General features: G+C 40.1%; 16 protein-coding genes. 3 read left to right on the plus strand and 13 right to left on the minus strand.

The genetic code is table 11. The features are described from left to right. Positions 1 to 11: 11 nt before the first annotated feature. The 8 genes from DWA30_RS01865 to DWA30_RS01900 form a co-directional block, all read right to left on the minus strand. On the minus strand, positions 12 to 1,688 hold the full coding sequence (locus DWA30_RS01865) for a sodium:solute symporter family transporter (protein ID WP_114490832.1): 1,677 nt from the start codon (positions 1,686 to 1,688) through the stop codon (positions 12 to 14). Positions 1,689 to 1,800: 112 nt separating this feature from the next. Beyond that, entirely contained in the window at positions 1,801 to 4,290 is a 2,490-nt protein-coding gene (locus tag DWA30_RS01870; RefSeq protein ID WP_114490833.1) for a PIG-L family deacetylase, read from the minus strand. Between the two features lie 59 nt (positions 4,291 to 4,349). Beyond that, positions 4,350 to 4,916: a mechanosensitive ion channel domain-containing protein gene (locus DWA30_RS01875; protein ID WP_114490834.1), complete on the minus strand. Its 567-nt coding sequence runs from the start codon at positions 4,914 to 4,916 to the stop codon at positions 4,350 to 4,352. Positions 4,917 to 4,921: 5 nt separating this feature from the next. Next, complete coding sequence (locus DWA30_RS01880; protein ID WP_210725378.1) at positions 4,922 to 5,860, minus strand: septum formation inhibitor Maf; 939 nt, start codon at positions 5,858 to 5,860, stop codon at positions 4,922 to 4,924. Between the two features lie 34 nt (positions 5,861 to 5,894). Beyond that, entirely contained in the window at positions 5,895 to 6,482 is a 588-nt protein-coding gene (locus DWA30_RS01885; RefSeq protein WP_114490835.1) for a Maf-like protein, read from the minus strand. A 2-nt stretch (positions 6,483 to 6,484) separates the two neighbouring features. After that, positions 6,485 to 7,396 carry a geranylgeranylglycerol-phosphate geranylgeranyltransferase gene (locus DWA30_RS01890; RefSeq protein WP_114490836.1) on the minus strand — a complete coding sequence of 304 codons (912 nt, stop codon included), beginning with the start codon at positions 7,394 to 7,396 and terminating at the stop codon, positions 6,485 to 6,487. 3 nt (positions 7,397 to 7,399) lie between these two features. Further along, positions 7,400 to 7,933, minus strand: a complete 534-nt coding sequence (locus tag DWA30_RS01895; protein WP_114490837.1) for a KdsC family phosphatase — start codon at positions 7,931 to 7,933, stop codon at positions 7,400 to 7,402. Beyond that, entirely contained in the window at positions 7,917 to 8,681 is a 765-nt protein-coding gene (locus DWA30_RS01900) for a Rossmann-like and DUF2520 domain-containing protein (protein ID WP_114490838.1), read from the minus strand. Before DWA30_RS01900 ends, DWA30_RS01895 begins: the two co-directional genes overlap by 17 nt. A gap of 128 nt (positions 8,682 to 8,809) precedes the next feature. Between DWA30_RS01900 and DWA30_RS01905 the strand changes: the two genes are divergently transcribed. Further along, on the plus strand, positions 8,810 to 11,980 hold the full coding sequence (locus tag DWA30_RS01905; protein WP_114490839.1) for a cytochrome c biogenesis protein CcsA: 3,171 nt from the start codon (positions 8,810 to 8,812) through the stop codon (positions 11,978 to 11,980). A gap of 52 nt (positions 11,981 to 12,032) precedes the next feature. On the opposite strand, the gene DWA30_RS01910 is transcribed toward DWA30_RS01905, so the two are convergent. Both DWA30_RS01910 and fumC read right to left on the minus strand, forming a co-directional pair. Then, complete coding sequence (locus DWA30_RS01910; RefSeq protein ID WP_114490840.1) at positions 12,033 to 13,340, minus strand: 7TM-DISM domain-containing protein; 1,308 nt, start codon at positions 13,338 to 13,340, stop codon at positions 12,033 to 12,035. Between the two features lie 139 nt (positions 13,341 to 13,479). Then, the gene (fumC, locus tag DWA30_RS01915; protein WP_114490841.1) at positions 13,480 to 14,871 is read right to left on the minus strand and encodes a class II fumarate hydratase; all 1,392 of its coding nucleotides are present in this window, start codon (positions 14,869 to 14,871) and stop codon (positions 13,480 to 13,482) included. A 168-nt stretch (positions 14,872 to 15,039) separates the two neighbouring features. On the opposite strand from fumC, the gene DWA30_RS13250 reads away from it, so the two are divergent. Then, entirely contained in the window at positions 15,040 to 15,210 is a 171-nt protein-coding gene (locus DWA30_RS13250; protein WP_168421720.1) for a hypothetical protein, read from the plus strand. A gap of 65 nt (positions 15,211 to 15,275) precedes the next feature. Here the strand turns inward: DWA30_RS13250 and DWA30_RS01920 are convergent, their stop codons facing one another. The 3 genes from DWA30_RS01920 to DWA30_RS01930 all read right to left on the minus strand — a co-directional run bounded on the left by DWA30_RS01920 (position 15,276) and on the right by DWA30_RS01930 (position 21,143). After that, positions 15,276 to 17,750 carry a TonB-dependent receptor gene (locus DWA30_RS01920; protein WP_114490846.1) on the minus strand — a complete coding sequence of 825 codons (2,475 nt, stop codon included), beginning with the start codon at positions 17,748 to 17,750 and terminating at the stop codon, positions 15,276 to 15,278. A gap of 142 nt (positions 17,751 to 17,892) precedes the next feature. Continuing rightward, a complete protein-coding gene (capA, locus tag DWA30_RS01925; RefSeq protein WP_114490842.1) occupies positions 17,893 to 18,930 on the minus strand; it encodes a cysteate synthase in 1,038 nt (345 codons plus the stop codon). Positions 18,931 to 19,007: 77 nt separating this feature from the next. After that, complete coding sequence (locus DWA30_RS01930) at positions 19,008 to 21,143, minus strand: S9 family peptidase (RefSeq protein ID WP_438829895.1); 2,136 nt, start codon at positions 21,141 to 21,143, stop codon at positions 19,008 to 19,010. 65 nt (positions 21,144 to 21,208) lie between these two features. On the opposite strand from DWA30_RS01930, the gene DWA30_RS01935 reads away from it, so the two are divergent. After that, positions 21,209 to 21,532, plus strand: a complete 324-nt coding sequence (locus DWA30_RS01935; RefSeq protein WP_114490848.1) for a YbaB/EbfC family nucleoid-associated protein — start codon at positions 21,209 to 21,211, stop codon at positions 21,530 to 21,532. Positions 21,533 to 21,670: the final 138 nt, after the last annotated feature.

The following is a 21,670-nucleotide window of genomic DNA, read 5'->3' on the forward strand; positions in this document are numbered from 1 at the left end:
GTTTTTTTATGTTATGTTTTCTTCGGAAGAAGTAATTGCAATAGCGCCGCGATTCCCATCACGAGAAGACAGCCCACCAGATTGAGCCATAAATAAGGCATGAGGTCTATCCACCAAATGTAAATAACGATCAACTGTGTAACGATCGCCGCCAAAAAAGTGGCTCGACTCTTTACAAACTTGATAAAGAACGCTAATAAAAAGATTCCTAAAACGTTTCCGTAGAAAATAGAACCAATAATGTTTACCAACTGAATTAAGTTATCAAATAGATTGGCTACACAGGCCACTCCTATAGCGATAAGACCCCAAAGTAATGTAAACCAACGTGACGCACTTACATAGTGTTTTTCATCACGACCTTGTACGTTGCGTTTATACAGGTCGATCGCGGTAGTCGACCCTAAGGCATTTAGTTCGGAAGCCGTCGATGACATAGCAGCACTCAATATCACCGCCAATAACAAGCCTATTAGTCCGCGCGGCAGGTTGTTCAGAATAAAATGAATAAAGACATAATCCTTATCGTTGGTCTCGGCGTTGGGATTGGCTTTTTTGATCAATTCTTTCGACTGCACTCTTAGTTCATCCTCGGTGATATTGATGATCTGTATTTCTTCCATCAACATCTCTTGTTCCTCCGGGTTAGTGGTTTGGGCATACGAAATTTGTTTTTCTGAAAGTTGTGTGTCTAATCGTTGTTTCTCAGCTTCCAATGCTTCGTATTCTTGCGCATAGCTAGAATTCATGACATCGTTAACCGCAGCCGGGTTGAAATGTAAGGGAGAAGCATTGAATTGATAAAAAACAAACACCATAACACCCACTAACAGTATAAAAAACTGCATTGGTACCTTTAATAGACCGTTAAAGATCAAGCCCATCTGACTCTGTTTTACAGAGCTGCCGGAAAGATATCGTTGCACCTGACTTTGATCGGTACCAAAATAGGAGAGGGCTAAGAAGCTTCCACCTATAATACCGCTCCAAAATGTATAACGGTTGTCGAAATCGAATGAAAAATCTAAGACTTCCATCTTTCCGTTGGCTCCTGCAATATCAAGTGCTTTCGAAAATGAGATGTCGAGCGGGAGGTAATTCAGAATTAATAAAAAAGCGATCATCATTCCACCAAAGATCACCGCCATTTGTTGTTTTTGGGTAACGCTTACCGCTTTCGTGCCACCACTTACGGTGTAAATAATAACCAATACACCTATGATTATATTTAATTGAATCAAATTCCAGCCTAATACGGCCGATAATATAATTGCCGGAGCGAAGATGGTAATACCGGCAGCCAGCCCACGTTGAATTAAAAAAAGTATGGCGGTAAGTGTACGGGTTTTAAGATCGAATCGACCTTCTAAATATTCATAGGCAGTAAATACCTTTAATCGATGATAAATAGGTATAAAGACCAAACAGATAACCACCATTGCAATGGGTAATCCAAAGTAGAATTGAACAAAGCCCATCCCATCGTGAAACGCTTGCCCAGGTGTCGATAAAAAGGTAATGGCACTGGCTTGAGTCGCCATGACCGAAAGTCCGATGGTCCACCATTTAGCCTCATTGCCACCCTTTAAGTAGTCGGTAACGTTCTTGCTGCCGCGTGCTTTGTAGGTTCCGTAAAGCACGATAAATAATAAGGTGCCAATAAGTACGATCCAATCTATCTGCTCCATCTATGCGTACAATTGCGTTATCCAATAAAAAAATAGGATATAGAGTGCATTACAAAGTAATACGAGTGTATACTTCCACTTCCATACGTATTTTTGCGGTTGTTCGTTCATGCTAATTTCCTAATGAGAGCAAGTTAGCAAATAATCGATACGCACCGGCCACACCTGCGGGTAATTCTCTAAAAAAGCTCAATCCGGTGTACACGTAATGGCCTTTTCCATATTCAGCCACAAGCAATGCGCCCTGTGTTTCAGGATAGTCTGTGTCTGCCATACCCAATATAGGGGTGAATTCTGAAGCCCATTCGTTAGGAAAATAGAGTCCGCGCTCCTGTACCCAACCTTCAAAATCGGCTGCGGTAATTTTATTGGGTTTGTTCAACACTTGGTGATCGGGAGCTAGAATATTCACTTCGGAAAATTCATCGGTCACACGATCTCTCGATAAGGTTAAGGAGTAAGGTGCCAGCGACTCGGTTACCAATCGATGACTTGTATTGTACTGAAGCACCAGTGTTCCGCCATTTTCCACATAGTTATTTAGCACCGATTGTTTAAAGGCTAATTCCGGAACGGTATTATAGGCTCGAATACCAACAACGATGGCGTCAAAGTTTTTTAAATTCTGAAGCGTGATCTCATTTGGAGCAATGCTAGTAACCTCGTAACCAATTTGTTTTAAACTTTCCGGAATTGCATCTCCGGCTCCTTCTATGTAACCAATCTGTTCACCTTCTTTATCGATGTTAATATGCACGACCTTAGCTTCCGAAGGTAACAATACACGCTGATACGGAATATGATCATAATCTATAGAGATCAATTCTTTATCGTAAAATTTGTTATTTAACTGCACGAGAGGTTTGATAAGACCTTCACTTTGCTCTTTAGGCGGTTTCACAGTAAATAGTACGGTTTGTGTTTCGCCTACACGTGAGAGTGAGAAGGTATGTTGTGCGGGTATAACACTCCAGCCTATTGGATGCCCTAATGCTACAGTTCCACTAAGGTTATCGCGTCCTGCCCTTACAGTTACAGGTATAGTTTTCTCGTCATCACTGGCAAAGATCCATACCTTTTCATCAATGCTGCTAGTAACTTCAGGAAGCACCTCTAATGGCTGATACACCTCGCCGTCTACAGGATCGTTGTATTTATAAACCACATTTCTTGTGATCGATAACTCAGATCGACCCAGTTGTAATTCAAATACCACTTGTTCGGGTGCGGGAGTTTCTGGCAACCCTATAAGCGCTTCTGGAGCACTGTACATTCCTAAACTTCCTTTTTCGTTTAACCAATAAGGCCCTGAATTACTAGTACTTTCTGAAGTTATTGTCGATTCAATAGTGATCCCTTGATTTGGTAGTAAACTTTCATTAGTAGCTCGAATTGTGCTGCCGGAGGCTGTAGTGATCGCACGAAGCGTAACAGGGTAACTACCACGATTTATGGCTTCAAAGGTTACTTTATACGTGTCCTTAGGGTTAATGGCACTTGTTTCTGATATTGCCTCTACAAAGATGCCTCCACAATCTAGTATAAGCTGTTCTAATTGGGCAAGTTTAATGGTTCGCCAATGATCGTCCTTTAGCTGTTTCACCAATTCGTAGGCTTGTAACAAGGGTTGAAGCATGGTTGACGGATCTTGAAAATCGAAGTTCTTCTCTAACGGGTATAAGATCGCCCCAATGGTCTCACCACCTTCCAATCTTGACCAACTCGTATCGATTCCTTCAAACAGACTCTTTTTTTCTTCCGGAAAATCTCCCTTTAAAAATTCTAGATATTCGGTCTGACTTCCGCGCGATCCGGTACTGCCAAATCCTTGCGACTTGTGCATACTTCGGCTCAAAGACGCGATTTCACCGTTTGAAAGCCCTAGCGCCGGATAGAAATTGCCGGTTTCCACTTCCACCAAATTCGATTTATCTGCCGCTTCAAACTTCTCCCTGCTTCCGTAGAACCACCAAGACGTGTTAAAAAATAAACGTTTAGGTTGCCATGTTCCGAAGCGAACCGCAGAATTAGGATACTTGGTCGCATCGTTTACCAGATCGAAGGCTTCATAACTAAGCATGGCCGACGAAGTATGATGTCCATGTGTACTTCCCGGACTTCGGTGGTCGAACCGATTAATGATCACATCGGGCTTGAACTTTCGTATGGCTCGTACGACATCGCCTAATACTTCATCTTTGTTCCAAATTTCCAACGTTTCATCGGGATGTTTGGAATATCCAAAGTCATTGGCTCGGGTAAACAACTGTTCGCCACCGTCTACGCGCCGTGCAGCTAATAATTCCTGTGTGCGAATTACTCCTAGGAGTTCTCGAATTTCGGGTCCTATAAGGTTTTGTCCGCCGTCACCTCGTGTTAAAGATAGATATGCTGTGCGTGCTTTTACATCGTTCGACAGATAGGAAATTAATCGTGTGTTTTCGTCATCGGGATGCGCAGCGATATAAAGCGCCGATCCGATAAAATTTAATTTCTGAAGGTTGTGATATATTTCTGAAGTAGTTGGTTTTTGAGGAGCTTGGCAAAGTACATGGGTCGTACATAAAAAGGTCAAGACCACGGAAGCAAAAAGGTTTCGCATGCTAATTTTTTCGAAGATGAATTGTTGTTGACCAAATATACCGAAAAAGGAAAAAGTGCTTAATCTATTGGCTGTTCTTTAACATTTTCGTCAAGATCGTCATCATCGCCGGTCATTAATGGAATTTCATCCGGTTTAATCACGGTAACTCCTTTCTGAAGCAGCATACTGTTAGGATACGCAATAATCTCATCACTATTGGTACGTAAGATAATTTGAAAGGCCTTGATATCTTCAATTATACCTTCGTACGGATATTCTTTGTCGTGTATTTTTACATAATCTCCAATTTTATAAGGAAACGTAAAGAACATGATCACGCCGCTGGTAATATTACTTAAAATAGACCATTGAGCGAAAAAACCTATACCAATAACGGCAAATACCGAAGACATCACCCAGCCAAGATCTTTAAATTCAACACCCCAGATCAAGATCAACCCAAGGATAATCATAAAGATCATGGCGAAATCGATATACTTAATAATCAATCCTGTTCGGTGCTCCACCTTTTCCGATTTTCGAGCAAATCGTTTTACTAGTCGTACCAACAATAATCGTAGTACAAGAAAGAAGAGGATGACGACACCCGATTCCAACAGTTCTAAAAAATAACCTTTGAGCATATTGTTTAGTTTAAGCCTAATGAATCGCGTAACACGAGATGGCGATTAAGGTTTTGTTCCCAGTAAGCTGATTTTATGCGATGCATCTTTGTTGCGGTAGTTTTAAGTCGTGTTGTATCTCCTTCTCGTCCGGCGATGGTCTCTTCCCATTTTTCGATCTCATAAGGAAACGTACTGTTAAAATACAATGTAAGTTGCCGTTGCAGATCGGTATAGGTTATGGTATAGACCGAAAGTGAATCTCCCTGTTTTAAACTGCTTAACGCCGCATGTGCTTTGGGGTCTTTGTGTCGTAATCGAAAATACTCAAACGAGGGTATGATCATGTGTTCGCCGGTTGGAAGCTCCTCGGGATTAATTCGAACTAAATTCCAGAGTTCATCTTCTAACCAAGTACGTTGTAATTGTATGGAAGGATTCGATTCCCCTTCAAAATACGAATGCACTTGAAGCTCAAAATCGTCACGATTGTTCATCTGCATATAAACCTGTCCACACCATTCTTGAACCGAATTAGTAATTTTTAACGCATGCCCTTGTGTTTGTATCGGACTAAACGTACTGCTCATAATCGAATACGGATACAAACCGGTATTAAATTTTTTGGTAGCATTTAATTTTAGCACCGAAATATTTTCTTCGGAATAGGTATCCGCTTTTACTTGTTCTTCAGGTAGGAAATCTTCAGTAACGAATACGGTAACAGCAGTCCCGTCACGCAATTCCCCATAGCGTTCTTGCGATAGTTTAAACGAGGTGATCTCGCCCTCACCCGAATACCAATATTGTTTAAATGCTTCGGAAAGTACACGCTGCTTTTCTGCTTTCGCATCTGCTTCTTGATCACTAGGGGTTGAAACTGTTTGTGTTTCTTCAGAATTACCACAAGCAGCACACAAAGCAAATAACAGGACGATCGTAAATACCTTGCAATAGCGTAACATATATGCTTTATTTTTCAGTAAATGTAGTATTAAATCAGCGGGAAGCCAATTGGATTAACGTTTTATACACCAAATGTGTTGGCAATCCCATTACATTAAAATAGGATCCTTCTATTCGGTCTATTCCAATATAACCAATCCATTCTTGAATCCCATAGCTTCCGGCCTTATCGTATGGGGTATACGTTTGTAGGTAGTAATCAATCTCTTCTTGCGACAGTTCTTTAAACCACACCTTGGTGCGATCGTTCACAGTTTCTTGAAACCGAGTGCTCGTAAAACAGACCGAAGTTATAACCTCATGCATATTTCCACTTAGCGAACGCAACATGGCTTGCGCTTCGTTTTGGTTGTTTGGTTTTCCAACAGCTTTTCCATCTTTCCAGACAATAGTATCGCTGGTTATTAATAGGTCATCCGCTTTTAAGTCGGTAAACACCGAGGCCTTAAGTTGTGCCAAATAATCGGTGATTTCGGCGCCTTTTAGATGGTTGGGGTAAGTTTCTTCTACTTGGCGCACATCGATCGTAAAATCGAGGTCCAATTCCTTAAAAAAATGATGTCGCCTGGGAGAGCCCGATGCGAGAATTATCGAAAAGTCTTTAACAATTTCTTTCAGCATAATTAAACGATCACAAATTTATACAGCACAAACGAGCACATGCCCGTGAACATAACACCTTTTAACAGCGAAGAAAGTTGTGCATAGTCTTTTTGTTTTTCGGCCGTCCAAGCTTTGACAAGGGCGTAAAAAAGCGGAGCCAGAACAACTAATAAAAAGTACAATACCGCAACTTGATAGGAGTAGAGATAATTGTACATGTAAATTACTAAGAGCACAATAGTCACCAATAACAACACAAAAACCAAGGTTATCGTCCTCTTTCTGCCAATCGCAATTGGAAGGGTGTTCATTCCACCGTTCTTATCCCCATTAATGTCTTCCAAGTCCTTAACGATCTCGCGAATAAAATTGATCACGAATGCAAAGGCTGCATACTGCAATAAAATTATAAAAATACCCGAATGGATTTCTTGGTTGTAAGTGGTGATGGTCGGTAGAAGGTCGAAAATGCCTACGATCAAAATGCTCATCGCCACCAATATCGATATAAGTATGTTCCCAATTAGCACAATGGATTTCAAGTAGGAAGCATATAAATACAATAACGCCGCGATTATAATAAATAGGGCAGAGAACCCGGGTTTACCTATACGATTGGATAAATAAAAACCTATTGCAACCCCAACCACTGTACACATAAAATATAATGTGGTTGCTGTTTTCTCCGTAATCTTAACGCCTACTAATAACCGCTGTGGTTTATTTATGCGATCAATTTCCACGTCGTAAATGTCGTTTATGATGTTTCCACCGGCGGCAATACAAACGGTCGCAAGAATGAGGAGGCTAAAATCAAGCCTTGTTAAGGCCAAACTAGCCTGCATAGGTTCAAACAACCCGTAGCGAACTAATAACTGCACCAATGCGATCATGAGCAGATTAGGAAGTCTAATTAAACGCAGATACTTCAAGGGTTAATCGTATTTAGCACTTGCTTTTTCAGCATTTATCCATTTACCTTGTACTTTTAAGACTTGTTCGATCACATCACGAACACAGCCTTTGCCTCCTTTTTTATGCGATACATAGGTTGCGATCTTTTTGATCTCGGGCACTGCATCTTGAGGACAACAAGGCAGACCAATTTCCTGCATTACGTACAGGTCTGGAATATCATCGCCCATAAAGAGAACGTTTTCGTACTTAATTCCGTGTGCTGCTGCGTATTCTTGTAATGTGTCACTCTTGTGATGTGCGCCTAAGAAGATATCTTTAATGCCTAAGCCAAGCAATCGCGTACGCACTCCTTCGTTGGTGCCTCCACTAATAATACATACATTAAATCCTTTTTCCAATGCGGTTTTTAAGGCAAATCCGTCCTTAGTATGCATCGTACGGTACATCTCTCCTTCGGTGGTGATGCTAATGGTTCCATCGGTTAAGACGCCGTCGACATCAAAGACGAAAGTGGTAATGTGTTGTAAGTATTCTTTATAGCTTTTTTCCATAGGTGGTTTCTATCGCTTGCGTAAGTTGGGTGTATAATTCTTTGTACGGACTATCTTTTAACAAATGTACGTGTTTTTCGATAGTCTTGCGGTCGTTGCGTTTTGCCGGACCTGTTTGTGCTTCGGAAGGAGATAGGGTCTCGATCTTATGAGCCGTTTCTAATATTAATGGTTTTAGCAGTTCAAAATTTAGATGGTTCTTAGCTAGTAATTCTTCTGAAACCGTATATAGGTAATTCACGAAATTATTCACGAATACAGCCGACACATGAAGTTTAGCGCGTTCTTCCGAAGAAATTTCAACAACGATTTCAGAAATAGTACTTCCTAATTGTCGTAAAAGCCCTAAGTCTTCGGGAGCACTAGCTTCTATACATATTGGCACCTTGTCTAAAGCAATTGTTCGTTGCTTAGAAAAAGTTTGCAATGGATACAAAACACCCATTCTGTTTTGATTGCTAAGTGCATCCATCGCTACGCCTCCCGAGGTATGAACAATTAACTGATCACGAAGTGGAAGGGTTGCAGAAAAACTTTCGATCGCGTCATCGGGAATCCCTAAAATATAGACATCGGCTTCTTTTATTTCTGAAAGTTGCGTCGTGAAAGGGATGGCTTGCAATGTTTTAGGTAGTTGCATGGCAGTGCGATTAAACACTTGCATTACCGAAACTTGCTCGCTTTCAGCCATTGCCCTGCAAAGGTGACTATTTACATTTCCGAAGCCTAAAAATACCACTTTGATCATTGAGGCTAAGGTAAAAACTTTTTTATGCAAATGGTAGATGCATGACCTATTTTATAATTAGATACCTTAACATCTTTACTTAGTAAATATGACTGCAATTCACTATTTTTGCCCCAAAATTCACCCTCATGCAAAAGAAGATTGCCGCTGTTCTTTTTTCCACCCGTTTAACCGCCGTATTATTCCTTGTTTTTGCCGCTGCTATGGCAGTTGGTACATTCTTAGACGCTTCGCAAGAAACCTCGCCAACACCTTATACAAGGGAGCTTATTTATAATGCTTGGTGGTTTGAGGCCATCATGGTACTGTTTGTTGTTAATTTCCTCGGAAACATTTTTAGATTCCGTTTATACCGGAAGGAAAAATGGGCTACCCTTACGCTTCACCTCGCTTTTATCTTTATCCTCATTGGTGCGTTTGTAACGAGATACATAGGGTACGAAGGTGTGATGCACATACGAGAAGGAGCCACAGAAAATACAATGCTTTCCGAAGAAACCTATCTAAAGATCTTTATCGATGGCGATTATATGATAGACGGGGTAGCACAGCGTCGTAATTTACCGCTACAAGAAGTTCGACTTTCAGAACGCTTGGACAATGACTTTAGCATAGAAACCGATTACAACGGGCAACCGGTAGTCTTGCGTTATAAAAATTACATTAAGAATGCCAAAGAGGGACTTATAGAAACTGAAGACGGTGACGAATACCTAAAGATCGTAGAGGCCGGCGATGGCAATCGACACGACCATTGGATCAAAGTTGGGGAGGTTGTAGATATACACAATATTTTGTTTGCGGTTAACAATCCTACACAAGGCGCTATAAATATTACGTATAATGAAGATGGGAGTTATGATATCTCGTCTCCTTTTGAAGGTAGCTTTATGCGTATGGCAGACCAAATGAAGGGCGAAGTAGTTAAAGACAGCTTGCAGCCTTTAATGTTACGTTCGTTGTATCAATTGGCAGGTATGGCATTCGTGATCCCGGATCCAATCACCAAAGGTCGGGAAGGTATCGTGAAGACAGCGAAAGATGAACCGTCTAATATGGATGCGCTTGTACTAGAAATAAGTTCGGGTGGTGAGACCAAGACAGTCGAATTGCTGGGCGGAAAAGGTACAGCGCCCGATCCTGTTGGCGTTGAGGTGGGCGGACTTAAGGTCTACACCAGCTACGGATCTAAGCAATATGAATTGCCATTTAGTATTACATTAAACGATTTTATTGCCGATAAATATCCGGGAACAGAAAAAGGGTATTCTGCCTTTAAAAGTAAGGTTACCGTAATCGATTCTGAGACCGATATGCGTGACGAAGAAATTTATATGAATCACGTATTAGATCATAAAGGATATCGCTTTTTTCAAGCGTCTTTCGATCCGGATGAAAAAGGAACCATACTCTCTGTAAATCACGATCGTTGGGGAACTTGGATTACCTATTTTGGTTATTTTCTGCTTTATTTTGGACTTATGGCTATTTTATTTGATAAGAACACCCGTTTTGGTAGTTTGAAAAAAATGCTGGACAAAGTAAAAAAGAAAAAAGCCGCACTAAACTTGTTACTTCTTTTGTGTATGTCGACGGCGGGAATCGCTCAACAAACGGAGACAGCATCACACAGTCAGACTTCTAAGGCACAAGTTGATTCAATTATTAAAGCCAATGTAGTTAGCAAGGAACATGCCGCCGAGTTCGCTAAATTGATCATACAGGATGACGGGAGAATGAAACCCGTAAACACCTTTGCAAGTGAATTGCTTCGGAAAATAAGTAGAAAAGACAGCTATGAAGGACTCGATGCCAATCAAGTGTTTATTTCTATGTCTGAATTCCCAAGGCTTTGGGTTGAAGCACCATTGATCTCTTTAAAACGAGGCAACGATAGTATTCGCAAGGTAATAGGAGTGGAAGAGGATACAGAACGTATTTCGCTTCTTGATCTCTTTGATGCTAAAGGGAATTATAAGCTGGAGCCGTATTTAGAGCAAGCAACTGCTAAAGCTAATCCGAATCAATTTGAAAAGGATTTTATTAAGGCACACGAAAATTTCTATTTGCTGAACCAAGCCTTGAGCGGAAGTATTCTCAAGATATTTCCTATTCCAAACGATGAAAATAATAAATGGGTCTCTTTTCCGGAATTAAGTGAAGCGAATTTTACCGGTATGGACTCTACAGTTACACGAACCATACTTCCTATCTATTTCCAGTCGGTCAAGAACTCGCGTACGACAGGAGATTATTCGGAACCGAATCAGTTATTGGATGGAATTGAAACCTTTCAGAAAAAATACGGAAGCGAGATCATGCCTTCCGAAGAAAAAATACAAGCAGAGATCCTCTACAATAAAGTAGACATCTTTAATAGGCTTTACAAGTACTTTCTCTTGTTTGGCGCGCTTATGTTCGCCTTTATCATTGTGCAGATCTTTAGAGAAGGAAAGATCGTTAATGCTCTTATTAAATTTTGCAAATACGTGATCTGGCTGTTCTTTATTCTTATGACCGTGGGGCTGGCCGCACGCTGGTATATTAGTGGGCATGCACCCTGGAGTGACGCCTACGAATCTATTATTTACGTGGCATGGGCAACTGTGTTCTTCGGACTTGCCTTCGGAAGAAAAAGCGATCTGACCATTGCTTCTACCGCTTTTGTCGCCGCTATAATTTTGTGGGTGGCCAACCAGAGTTGGTTAGACCCTTCAATTGCCAATCTTCAACCCGTTTTAGATAGTTACTGGTTAATGATACACGTGGCTGTAATTGTAGCCAGTTATGGACCATTTACCTTAGGAATGATTTTGGGTGCAACAACACTATTGCTTATGTTGCTTACCACCAAGTCGAATAAGATAAAGATGGACCTTACCATAAAAGAGCTTACTATTATAACCGAAATGGCATTAACTGTAGGACTGGTCATGCTAACAATAGGGAACTTTTTAGGAGGACAATGGGCCAATGAAAGTTGGGGACGTTATTGGGGCTGGGACCCGAAAGAAACTTGGGCACTTATTAGTATTATGATCTATGCCTTTGTGATCCATATGCGATTAGTACCTGGCTTACGCGGCAGATGGTTCTTTAATGTAATGGCGATCTTCGCGTACGCATCGATCATGATGACCTACTTTGGCGTGAATTTCTATCTTACCGGTTTACATTCGTACGCAAGCGGAGATGCACCGGTAACACCAACCTTCGTATATTATCTAGTAGCGTTCTTCGTTGTGTTGAGCGCCGCTTCTTATTTTAGTTATAAAAAGCACTATATAAAAGAAGGGTAAGCTTTTTGGCTTACCCTTCTCTAGGTTTAGTTGGTTTGGGGATATTAGGGGCCTAATTGTAAATATAGTCAGGCTGTTCCTCCACCATGCGGTAATCTTGCTGTATATGTTCGCCAATTTCCAGCTTCTGGTAAAGTTCTTTAGTAAGTTCTTCAATATCGGACTCTGTGGTTTTTAGTTTCCTCGCAATCTTCGCATTGTCTTTTCCTTCGGAAATATACTGAAGTAGTTTGATCTCCAGTCCGTCAAGATCGTAATGCATAATTAAGTTTTCTAGGTAAACATCTTCCATTAATTTTTCAACGTTTCTGCGATTCATCATTTCTTGACGTTTCAAGAAGATACGCATTTCGGTTTGACGCAGTTCATTCTCTTCTTTAATCGTTTTCATTCGGTACATAATGGCATAGGTCATAATAAGCATTTCTACCACTAACGCACCTTTTACATGAAATGCTTCCGTAGCAAGAAAATCAATACCAAGGGCACTAATAACAAAATAGTCTGCAATAAATAAAAGCGGGACCGCATGGGCGATCACGTAGAATTTGGCGTAGTTCTTTTTACTAAAAAGCAAGGTGCCTGCTACAAAATATAAACAGAGTACGCTGAGTGAAACCGAATTCGCGATAATCGAAAGCAAATCTGTTTCAGAAAGCCAAGCCGAAAAGACAATGATGGTATTTACGCTTAACGCAAACACTGAGATCCACTTCACTTTTGGCATAAATTCACTTAAGGTCAAAAATTTGGATGCGAAAAAAGCGCTTACAGCAGTCATACCCAAGAACAAAGTAGCCACGATAGCACTTTGATATTGCGTTGCTTCAAATCCGATGAGTTCCGGTAATCCATCGCTAAAGAAAGAAAGGGCTGTGATACCGGCTAAGGTCACCGAAAAATATAAGAATATCTTTTCTTCAAAAAGAAAGAAGCAAACGAAGTTGAGTAATACGACCATAAAGGCAAATCCGTAAAAAAGTCCTTGCTGAAAAATACTGCTCTGTGAAGCCGTATGAACAATTGGTGTGGCTGTCGAAAAATTTGTTGCTGAAGTTGCCATTGTAGGCAGGACAGAAATGTAGGAATTTTCTTCAATCGAAGCAAAAGCCAACAAAGATGAATTCGTAGAATTGTCGCCAATGGTGGTGACACTCGTACTGTTTTCAGTATTGATTATACTGCTGCCATCCTTTTCTATGATTGGAAATTTGATGGTGTTTTTAGCTACTTTAACCGTTGATTTGTTGATAGTTACAGTGCTAGTTGCATTGTTGCTTTTTTTGGCAAAAGCTGTTGGGTTTGCTGCGAAAATCATCAGCAAAAGACACAATGCGAGGGGCATGTATTGTGTTCTCATAATAAGTAGGTTTAATCATTTGGGTACTCCAATATACGCAAAAATTACATTTCACCTAATTTTTTTGCATTTAATCGATATTTTTATAAAAAATGCCACTTTGGCGTAAGTGGCATTATTCAAGATTATTTAGTGTCTTCTATTTTCCTACCATATCAGACGGCCGAACCCATTGGTCGAATTCCTCCTCGGTCAAATAGCCAAGATTTACCGCTTCTTCTTTTAAGGTAGTACCGTTTTTATGGGCAGTATTTGCAATTTCGGCGGCTTTATAATACCCTATTTTAGTATTCAAGGCGGTAACCAACATTAATGAGTTATTTAGTTGTTTTTCTATTACCGCTTTATTAGGTTCAATTCCTTTGGCGCATAGTTCATCAAAAGATACACAGGCATCTCCAAGTAATTGTGCCGAATGTAGGAAATTAGCCGCCATCACCGGCTTAAATACATTCAATTCATACTGACCCTGCATACCGCCTACCGTGATCGCCATATCGTTACCAATAACTTGAGCACATACCATAGTAAGTGCTTCACATTGTGTCGGATTAACCTTTCCGGGCATGATAGAGGAGCCGGGTTCATTCGCGGGAATAATTATTTCTCCAATTCCGCTTCTCGGACCACTTGCCAGCATACGAATATCATTGGCAATTTTATTCAATGAAACAGCCAGTTGTTTTAATGCACCATGCGATTCTACAATAGCATCGTGAGCCGCTAAGGCTTCGAACTTGTTTTTTGCGGTTATAAAAGGCAGTGCCGTAAAGTCTGCAATGTATTCCGCAACTTTTTCAGTATACCCTTTAGGCGTATTGATTCCAGTTCCTACCGCGGTTCCTCCCAAAGCTAATTCAGACAAATGCGGCAAGGTGTTTTTCAAAGCCTTAAGTCCGTGCTCTAATTGAGACGCATAACCACTAAACTCCTGTCCTAAGGTTAGGGGAGTGGCGTCCATTAAATGCGTACGCCCAATTTTTACTATATCGTCGAAAGTCTGCGATTTTTCTACAAGAGTTTTATGTAATTGTTCGATTCCGGGTAGGGTCGTCTCTATCAATTTCTTATAAGCTGCAATGTGCATTCCGGTAGGAAAGGTGTCATTGGATGATTGAGATTTGTTCACATCGTCGTTGGGTTGTAAGGTTTTTTCTCCTTCTCCAATGTTCTTTCCGGCCAATTGATGCGCACGGTTTGCGATCACTTCATTCACATTCATATTGCTCTGTGTGCCACTTCCGGTTTGCCAGATCACTAATGGAAATTCGTCATCGTGTTTCCCTTCTAAAATCTCGTCGCATACAGCTGCAATTAGATCTCTTTTTTCTTCTGAAAGTACACCTAGCTCACAATTAGTATAAGCGGCTGCCTTCTTTAAATATGCGAATCCGTAAACGATCTCTAAAGGCATAGAGGCAGGATTGCCTATTTTGAAGTTGTTTCTTGAGCGCTCAGTTTGTGCGCCCCAAAGTTTATCGGCAGGTACTTTTACCTCGCCCATGGTGTCTTTTTCTCTTCGGTATTCCATATTTTTTTTATTTCTGAAGCTTTAGTGCAAAAATACTCAATAATCGAACAAGCGGAAAGTTTTAGGAAAACAACTTTCGCGAGACAAAACTTTCTAAGATTTTTTTTTGAAGAGCTGTTATTTCTGAAAAAATCATTTTATCTTTGCGTCAATTAAACACGCGTAATTATGTTCGAATTTGATCAGTACTTAGGATTTTTAGCTTTCTTAACTATTTTAACCATCGGTTTTTGGTTAATGATCTTTTTAGTGTCCTTTATTCCTTATTGGATTGGAGGCGCATTGTATGAGAACTGGAAATTAAAGCGTGAAGCAAAAAGAAAAGAACAAGAGGCTTAATTACCTCTATACTATATAAAAAAAGGAAGCCATTGGCTTCCTTTTTTTATGCGTTTGTATGCGTCTTATGGTCGACCTTCAAATTCGCCGTCATCATCTCCGGGAGTATCATTTCTTGAACGCTCTCTTTGTTTCTTCTGATTGAAACGGTAGGTGAACGAAAGCGTAAACGAACGTTCTCTCCACTGGAATTCACTATCACTTCTAAAGGTTTCAGTTTCGGTCACCGATCTTCGCTTACGTGAGTTCAAAAGGTCGCTTACATTAAATCCGATAGTTGCATTATCATCTATAATATCCTTACTAAACGCTAAATTTATAGAAAGTAATCCTTCGGTCTCAGTTTGAGCATTATTACGAGGGCCTCTATAAAAAGCGTTCGTTTGCCAATCGATCTTAGCGGGAAGCGAAACTTTGGCACTTCCACGCGCAAACCAACTGTCGTTTTCGGTACCATAATCAACTCCGTTGAACGATCCTTCTGTGATAAATTTAAAATAATTGAAACTGCCGTTTAAACGTAACCACTCCAGAGGATTATACAATACCCCGGCTTCAAATCCGTAGCGCTGATTAGTACTTAGATTAATAGGTATCGTACGAATAATTGGGATTCCATTTGGTGTTAACTGTCCTGTATCTTCTTGAATACGTTCAAACGAATCGGTTTCGTATTGATAATAGATAGAACTTGTTAAAGTAAGCTTGTCCCATCGCTTTAAATATCCCAGATCGAAGGCACTAGAGTAGGCCGGATCCAGATCGGGATTACCTTGAAAAACATTTGCTTCACTAGAACGAGAAGGGAACGGATTAATAAAATAGCCCCGTGGACGGTTAATTCGACGGTTGTATCCTAAGGTGACATTCTCACGTTCGTTTAATTCATAAATAAGATTTACGGTTGGGAATAATCCTGTGTAATTCTTATCAAAATTTATATTCAACTCGTCATTTGTTTCCGAAGCTACATCGGCAGCTTCCACATTTCCTTTTAATTGGGTGTTCTCCAATCGCAGACCGAGTAAAAAAGAAAATTTCCCAAATTTATTTCCGTATTGAGAATATGCTGCCATGACATTTTCCTCGTACGTAAAAATGTTAGACAATGAATCATTTCTTCGGAAGCTACTGTTAGGAGAAAATTGCTCGTATAGCTCATAATCGGTTACAGTTTCTTCAAAGTTGGCTCTAAAACCGGCTTCAAACTGTGCATTTTCCCCTATTGGCAGAACATAATCGGCCTGAGCTAGATATTCGGTTTCATCTTCAACTGTAGCTACGATCTCGGCGGGAAGCTCTTCTTCCATTGGGAAGGTGTTTCGCTCATCAATAAACGCATTTTCTGTTTCCTCGTCTGTGTCATACTGAAAGTCAACGGTCAATTTATGACCACTATCATTAAAGTTATTTATATAATTCAACGAAAATTGATAACTGAGGTCTTCTTCAGTTTCCTTTTCGGTCCTAATACGTGTTATTGCTAAATTATTTTGTCTATCAAATTCATTAGTTTCATTTGTGGTCACGTCTTCATCATCGCCTAAGCGAAGGAAACCACTTGCGGTGATCGATGATCTTTCAGTTAAATAATATTCGATTCCCAGGTTGGTGTTGAATCCTTGATCCTGACGTTCATATTTTCGGTCTTCTGTAACCAACGGATTTTCACGTGTGTCTGAAAAATACCTATTGCTAAAAAACGCATTTCCGGGTGCATCGCGATACCGTACACCTGTGGTATTAAATATATTGAACTTGTCGGTTCTTAAATTAATATTTCCTGAAACATTACTACTACTTGGATAGCCTATATTGGCCTGTACCGATCCGTTTAAACCGAGTGTCTTTTCCTTCCGAAGAATAATATTTAGAATACCTGCTGTACCTTCAGCATCATAACGAGCCGATGGTGAAGTAATCACCTCTACACGTTCAATAGCTTCGGCCGGAAGTTGGCGCAATGCATCTGTCGAACCAAATCCTGCAATAGCCGAAGGTTTCCCGTTGATCAAGATACGTACGTTTTCGTTTCCGCGTAACGAAATGGCTCCTTCAACATCCACAGTTACCGAAGGCACATTATTTAATGCGTCGCTAACGGTGGCACCGCTGGTGGTAAGGTCTTTTCCAATATTATAGATCTTTTTGTCGAGACGAACTTGTACCTCGGTGGTTTCGGCACGCACCACAACCTCATCAAGGCTGGAAGCGTCTAAAGCCAAACTTACTGTGGGTATAGAAATATCTTTATTGACGCGCTGTTGGGTAAGCGTTTTAGATTTATATGAAATAAATTCAAATTTTATTGAGTAGACCCCTTCAGGAACTTCAATACTGTAGTTCCCATCAAGATCGGTAATACCTCCATTTACCACGGTATTATTAGCATTGGTAAAAGAAACTGTGGCATATTCTAAAGGTGTACCGGAACCTTCTTCAATAACCTTTCCACTTACTTCAAATTTTTCTTCGGTATGTCGTTGTGCAATTATGGAATAGGAGGTAAGGAGTAGGAGGGCAATTAATAGTTGTTTCATTGTTTGGTTTTTCTTTTTCGACATCGAAAATACAGGATGGTTTAGGCGGGTTTAGCCAAAATTTTGTTAAAATCGGAGTTGAGACAAAGGGCAAAAAAAATCCCGACACTTAGGTCGGGATTAACTATTTTTTTCTTTACTCTTATTTGATGTATTCGATAGCAACGGTCTCTTCAGTTTCAGTGTCGATGAACCCTTGTTGTTCCATCCAATCATTACTGTAGATCTTGCTCATATAGCGTGATCCATGATCCGGGAAGATCACCACAACATTACTTTCATTCGTAAAAGTACCATTTTCGTCCAATTGCTTTAAGCCCTGCATTGCAGCGCCACTGGTATAACCAACAAATAGACCTTCGGTACGGGCTAGTTCACGTGCCGTGTGCGCGCTATTTTCATCTGTGACTTTAATAAAACTGTCGATCACATCGAAATCGGTAGCCGTAGGGATCAAGTTTTTTCCCAGACCTTCTATTCGGTATGGATAGATTTCATTGGCATCAAATTCACCAGTTTGATGGTATTTCTGCAACACAGAACCAAACGCATCGATACCAATGATTTTAATTGAAGGGTTTTGTTCTTTTAGAAAGCGTGCTGTCCCAGAAATAGTTCCTCCTGTTCCACTACAAGCTACTAAATGTGTGATAGCACCGTTGGTTTGCTCCCATATCTCGGGACCCGTTGTATGATAATGTGTATCGGTATTCAACTCATTAAAATATTGGTTGATATAAACCGACCCTTTAATTTCTTTGTGTAAACGTTTTGCGACTTCATAATACGAGCGCGGGTCATCGGCACTTACATGAGCCGGACAAACATATACCTTAGCTCCCATGGTTTTTAGCATGTCGATCTTATCTTTTGAAGATTTCGAACTAACTGCCAAAATACAATTGTATCCTTTTATTATACTCACCATCGCAATGCTGAATCCGGTATTACCACTGGTGGTCTCTATAATAGTATCACCGGGTTTTAAAATACCTTTCTTTTCAGCTTGCTCAATAATATATAATGCAATACGGTCTTTGGTGGAGTGCCCGGGGTTAAAAGCTTCTACTTTTGCGAAATAGTTGCCTTTCATTTTAGAAGTAATGTTTTGGAGCTTTACAAGTGGCGTATTACCAATCAATTCCAACACACTATCGTGGGCCTTTATTCCTTCTTTCATATAGGGATGTTTTGTTACAAATATTAAGTTGTGTCACTTAAATTATAAACCGTACAAAGGTAAGTTAAAATTTTTAATTAGTTAGAAATGCCTTCAAGATCGAGTAGAAACGCATAATCCATCGCTACTTCTTTAAGTGCTTCAAACCGTCCGGATGCCCCACCATGCCCGGCCTCCATATTGGTGTGTAATAAAATTAAGCTATCTCCTTTATTTTTATCGCGTAGTTTCGCCACCCATTTGGCCGGCTCCCAATATTGTACTTGAGAATCGTGATAGCCCGCTGTAACTAAGAGGTTAGGATAATTTTGAGCTACTACATTATCATAAGGAGAATACGATTTCATATAGGCATAGTACTCCGGATCGTTCGGATTTCCCCATTCGTCATATTCCGAAGTAGTTAACGGAATACTGTCGTCTAGCATCGTAGTGATCACATCGACAAAGGGAACAGAGGCGATTACGCCATTATACAATTCTGGAGCCATATTTATTACCGCACCCATCAACAATCCTCCGGCCGAGCCACCTGAAGCATAAAGATGCTCGCTAGAAGTATATCCTTCAGAAATAAGATACTCTGAAGCATCAATAAAATCGGTGAATGTATTTTTCTTTTTAAGCAATTTACCATCCTCATACCACTGTCGGCCTAAATATTCACTTCCTCTTACGTGTGTAATGGCAAAAATAAATCCGCGATCTAACAAACTTAATCGGACACTAGAAAAATAGGGATCGATGGTCGAACCATAAGAACCATACGCGTATTGTAATAGGGGATTACTACCATCTAAGGCAATTCCTTTTTTATAGACCATAGAAATTGGGATCTTCGTGCCATCTTTAGCAGTAGCCCAAACACGCTTAGATTCGTAGTTGTTCTTATCGAAAGTCCCGCCTAAAACTTCTACTTCTTTTTTTACAATCTTCTCCTTTGTCTCCATATTAAAATCGATGATAGAAGCAGGGTTGGTGAGCGAATTATACCCATACCGCAGCCATTTAGTGTCGAACTCCGGATTTTGAGTGGTATAGGCCGTATACGTTTCATTGTCGAATGGTAAGTAATAGTCTTCCGAATCATCCCATTTCATGATTCTTAGTTTTGTAAGACCTTGATCCCGTTCATTTACGACCAAGTACTCTTTAAAAATATCTACATCTTCTATCAATACCTTCTCTCTTGCCGGAATCACATCCACCCAATGTTCTTTAGTGGTGTTTTTTTCTGAAGTCTTCATCAATTTAAAATTCACCGCATTATCGGCGTTGGTAAGCACATAAAAGTGATCTCCGTAATGTGAGATATTGTATTCTAACCCTCGTTGTCTAGGTTGAAATACTTTAAAATCTCCTTCAGGTGTGTTCGCGTCCAAGATCTGAAACTCAGACGTTAATGTGCTGTAACTGCCAATAACTAAATAGTTATCAGATTTGGTCTTATAAACATAGGTGCTAAAGGTTTCGTCCTCCTCGGTATAGACTAGTTCATCTTCCGAAGCCATACTTCCGCGAAGGTGCTTGAAAATTTGATTTGATCTAAGGGTTTGATCGTCTTTTCGCGTATAAAATAATGTTTTGTTGTCGTTGGCCCAGGTAGAACCTCCTGTGGTGACCCCAATGCTCTGAGGAAGCACCTCATTGGTCTCAAGGTTTTTAATATAGATCGTGTATTTGCGTCGGCTTACCGTATCAACCCCAAAAGCAACCCATTTGTTATCGGGACTTACGTTTATTCCATTCAGGTTGTAGTACGAATGATTTTTTGCCATTTCGTTCACATTGAACAACACTTCTTCTTCGGCGTCTAGCGAACCTTTTTTCCGTGTATATACCGGATAATCTTTTCCGGTTTCATAGCGAGTTATGTAGTAATAACCATTGTAGAAATACGGAACAGATGAATCGTCCTCTTTTATACGACGCTTCATTTCTTCAAATAAATTGTTCTTTAATTCTTTGGTATGTTCTGTGACCTTCTCGTAATAATCATTCTCACGTTCTAAATAATCGATTACTTCAGGATTTTCTTTTTCATTGAGCCAATAGTAATCATCGACTCTAACATCATCGTGTATCTCAAGGTTTTTGGCAATTTTATCGGCCTTCGGTGGCGTTATATCCATAGTTGCATTAGAATTTTCTTTGGTATTGCACGAAACGGCAAAAGTAAGGGAAGCGAACGAAATAACTACTAAATTTTTCACAGGTAAAAGGTTGATTGGTACGCATGCAAAGTAGTAAATTTGCAAAGAATAAAAAACACAAAAATATGTTTGGAGATATAATGGGAATGATGGGTAAATTAAAAGAAACCCAAGAAAAAGTGGAAGCCACCAAAAAAAGACTGGACACTGTTCTGGTGGACGCCGAGAGTACCGATGGACTTTTAAAAGTTACCTTAACCGCAAATAGAACCATAAAGTCGATAGCAATAGACGACTCACTACTTGAAGACAAAGAACAACTTGAAGATTATTTGGTGGTGACCTTAAATAAGGCAATTGAAAAAGCAACAACCATTCATGAAGCAGAAGTTGCAGCGGTTGCCAAGGAAGGTATGCCAAATATACCCGGGATGGATATGTTTAAATAAGTGAGGTGTTGAATCGAAAAAAGGATTCTTTTTTAAAGAACCCTTTTTTACAGATGGCTATAGTGTTAGTGTCATTATAATACTTAAATGTAAAGAAAAAAAATAAAAACACCTTGGTTTTACGCTGTTTTTTAAGAA

Origin of the sequence: Candidatus Ulvibacter alkanivorans (assembly GCF_003333325.1) — a bacterium.
GTDB classification, from domain to species: domain Bacteria; phylum Bacteroidota; class Bacteroidia; order Flavobacteriales; family Flavobacteriaceae; genus Ulvibacter_A; species Ulvibacter_A alkanivorans.

Coding starts and splice junctions, on each gene's coding strand:
- DWA30_RS01910 (WP_114490840.1), bottom strand. CDS start 13,340: ATGAGAACACAATACATGCCCCTCGCATTGTGTCTTTTGCTGATGATT.
- DWA30_RS01880 (WP_210725378.1), bottom strand. CDS start 5,860: ATGTTACGCTATTGCAAGGTATTTACGATCGTCCTGTTATTTGCTTTG.
- DWA30_RS01895 (WP_114490837.1), bottom strand. CDS start 7,933: ATGGAAAAAAGCTATAAAGAATACTTACAACACATTACCACTTTCGTC.
- DWA30_RS01875 (WP_114490834.1), bottom strand. CDS start 4,916: ATGCTCAAAGGTTATTTTTTAGAACTGTTGGAATCGGGTGTCGTCATC.
- DWA30_RS01920 (WP_114490846.1), bottom strand. CDS start 17,750: ATGAAACAACTATTAATTGCCCTCCTACTCCTTACCTCCTATTCCATA.
- DWA30_RS01865 (WP_114490832.1), bottom strand. CDS start 1,688: ATGGAGCAGATAGATTGGATCGTACTTATTGGCACCTTATTATTTATC.
- DWA30_RS13250 (WP_168421720.1), top strand. CDS start 15,040: ATGTTCGAATTTGATCAGTACTTAGGATTTTTAGCTTTCTTAACTATT.
- DWA30_RS01885 (WP_114490835.1), bottom strand. CDS start 6,482: ATGCTGAAAGAAATTGTTAAAGACTTTTCGATAATTCTCGCATCGGGC.
- fumC (WP_114490841.1), bottom strand. CDS start 14,871: ATGGAATACCGAAGAGAAAAAGACACCATGGGCGAGGTAAAAGTACCT.
- DWA30_RS01900 (WP_114490838.1), bottom strand. CDS start 8,681: ATGATCAAAGTGGTATTTTTAGGCTTCGGAAATGTAAATAGTCACCTT.
- DWA30_RS01935 (WP_114490848.1), top strand. CDS start 21,209: ATGTTTGGAGATATAATGGGAATGATGGGTAAATTAAAAGAAACCCAA.
- DWA30_RS01870 (WP_114490833.1), bottom strand. CDS start 4,290: ATGCGAAACCTTTTTGCTTCCGTGGTCTTGACCTTTTTATGTACGACC.
- capA (WP_114490842.1), bottom strand. CDS start 18,930: ATGAAAGAAGGAATAAAGGCCCACGATAGTGTGTTGGAATTGATTGGT.
- DWA30_RS01905 (WP_114490839.1), top strand. CDS start 8,810: ATGCAAAAGAAGATTGCCGCTGTTCTTTTTTCCACCCGTTTAACCGCC.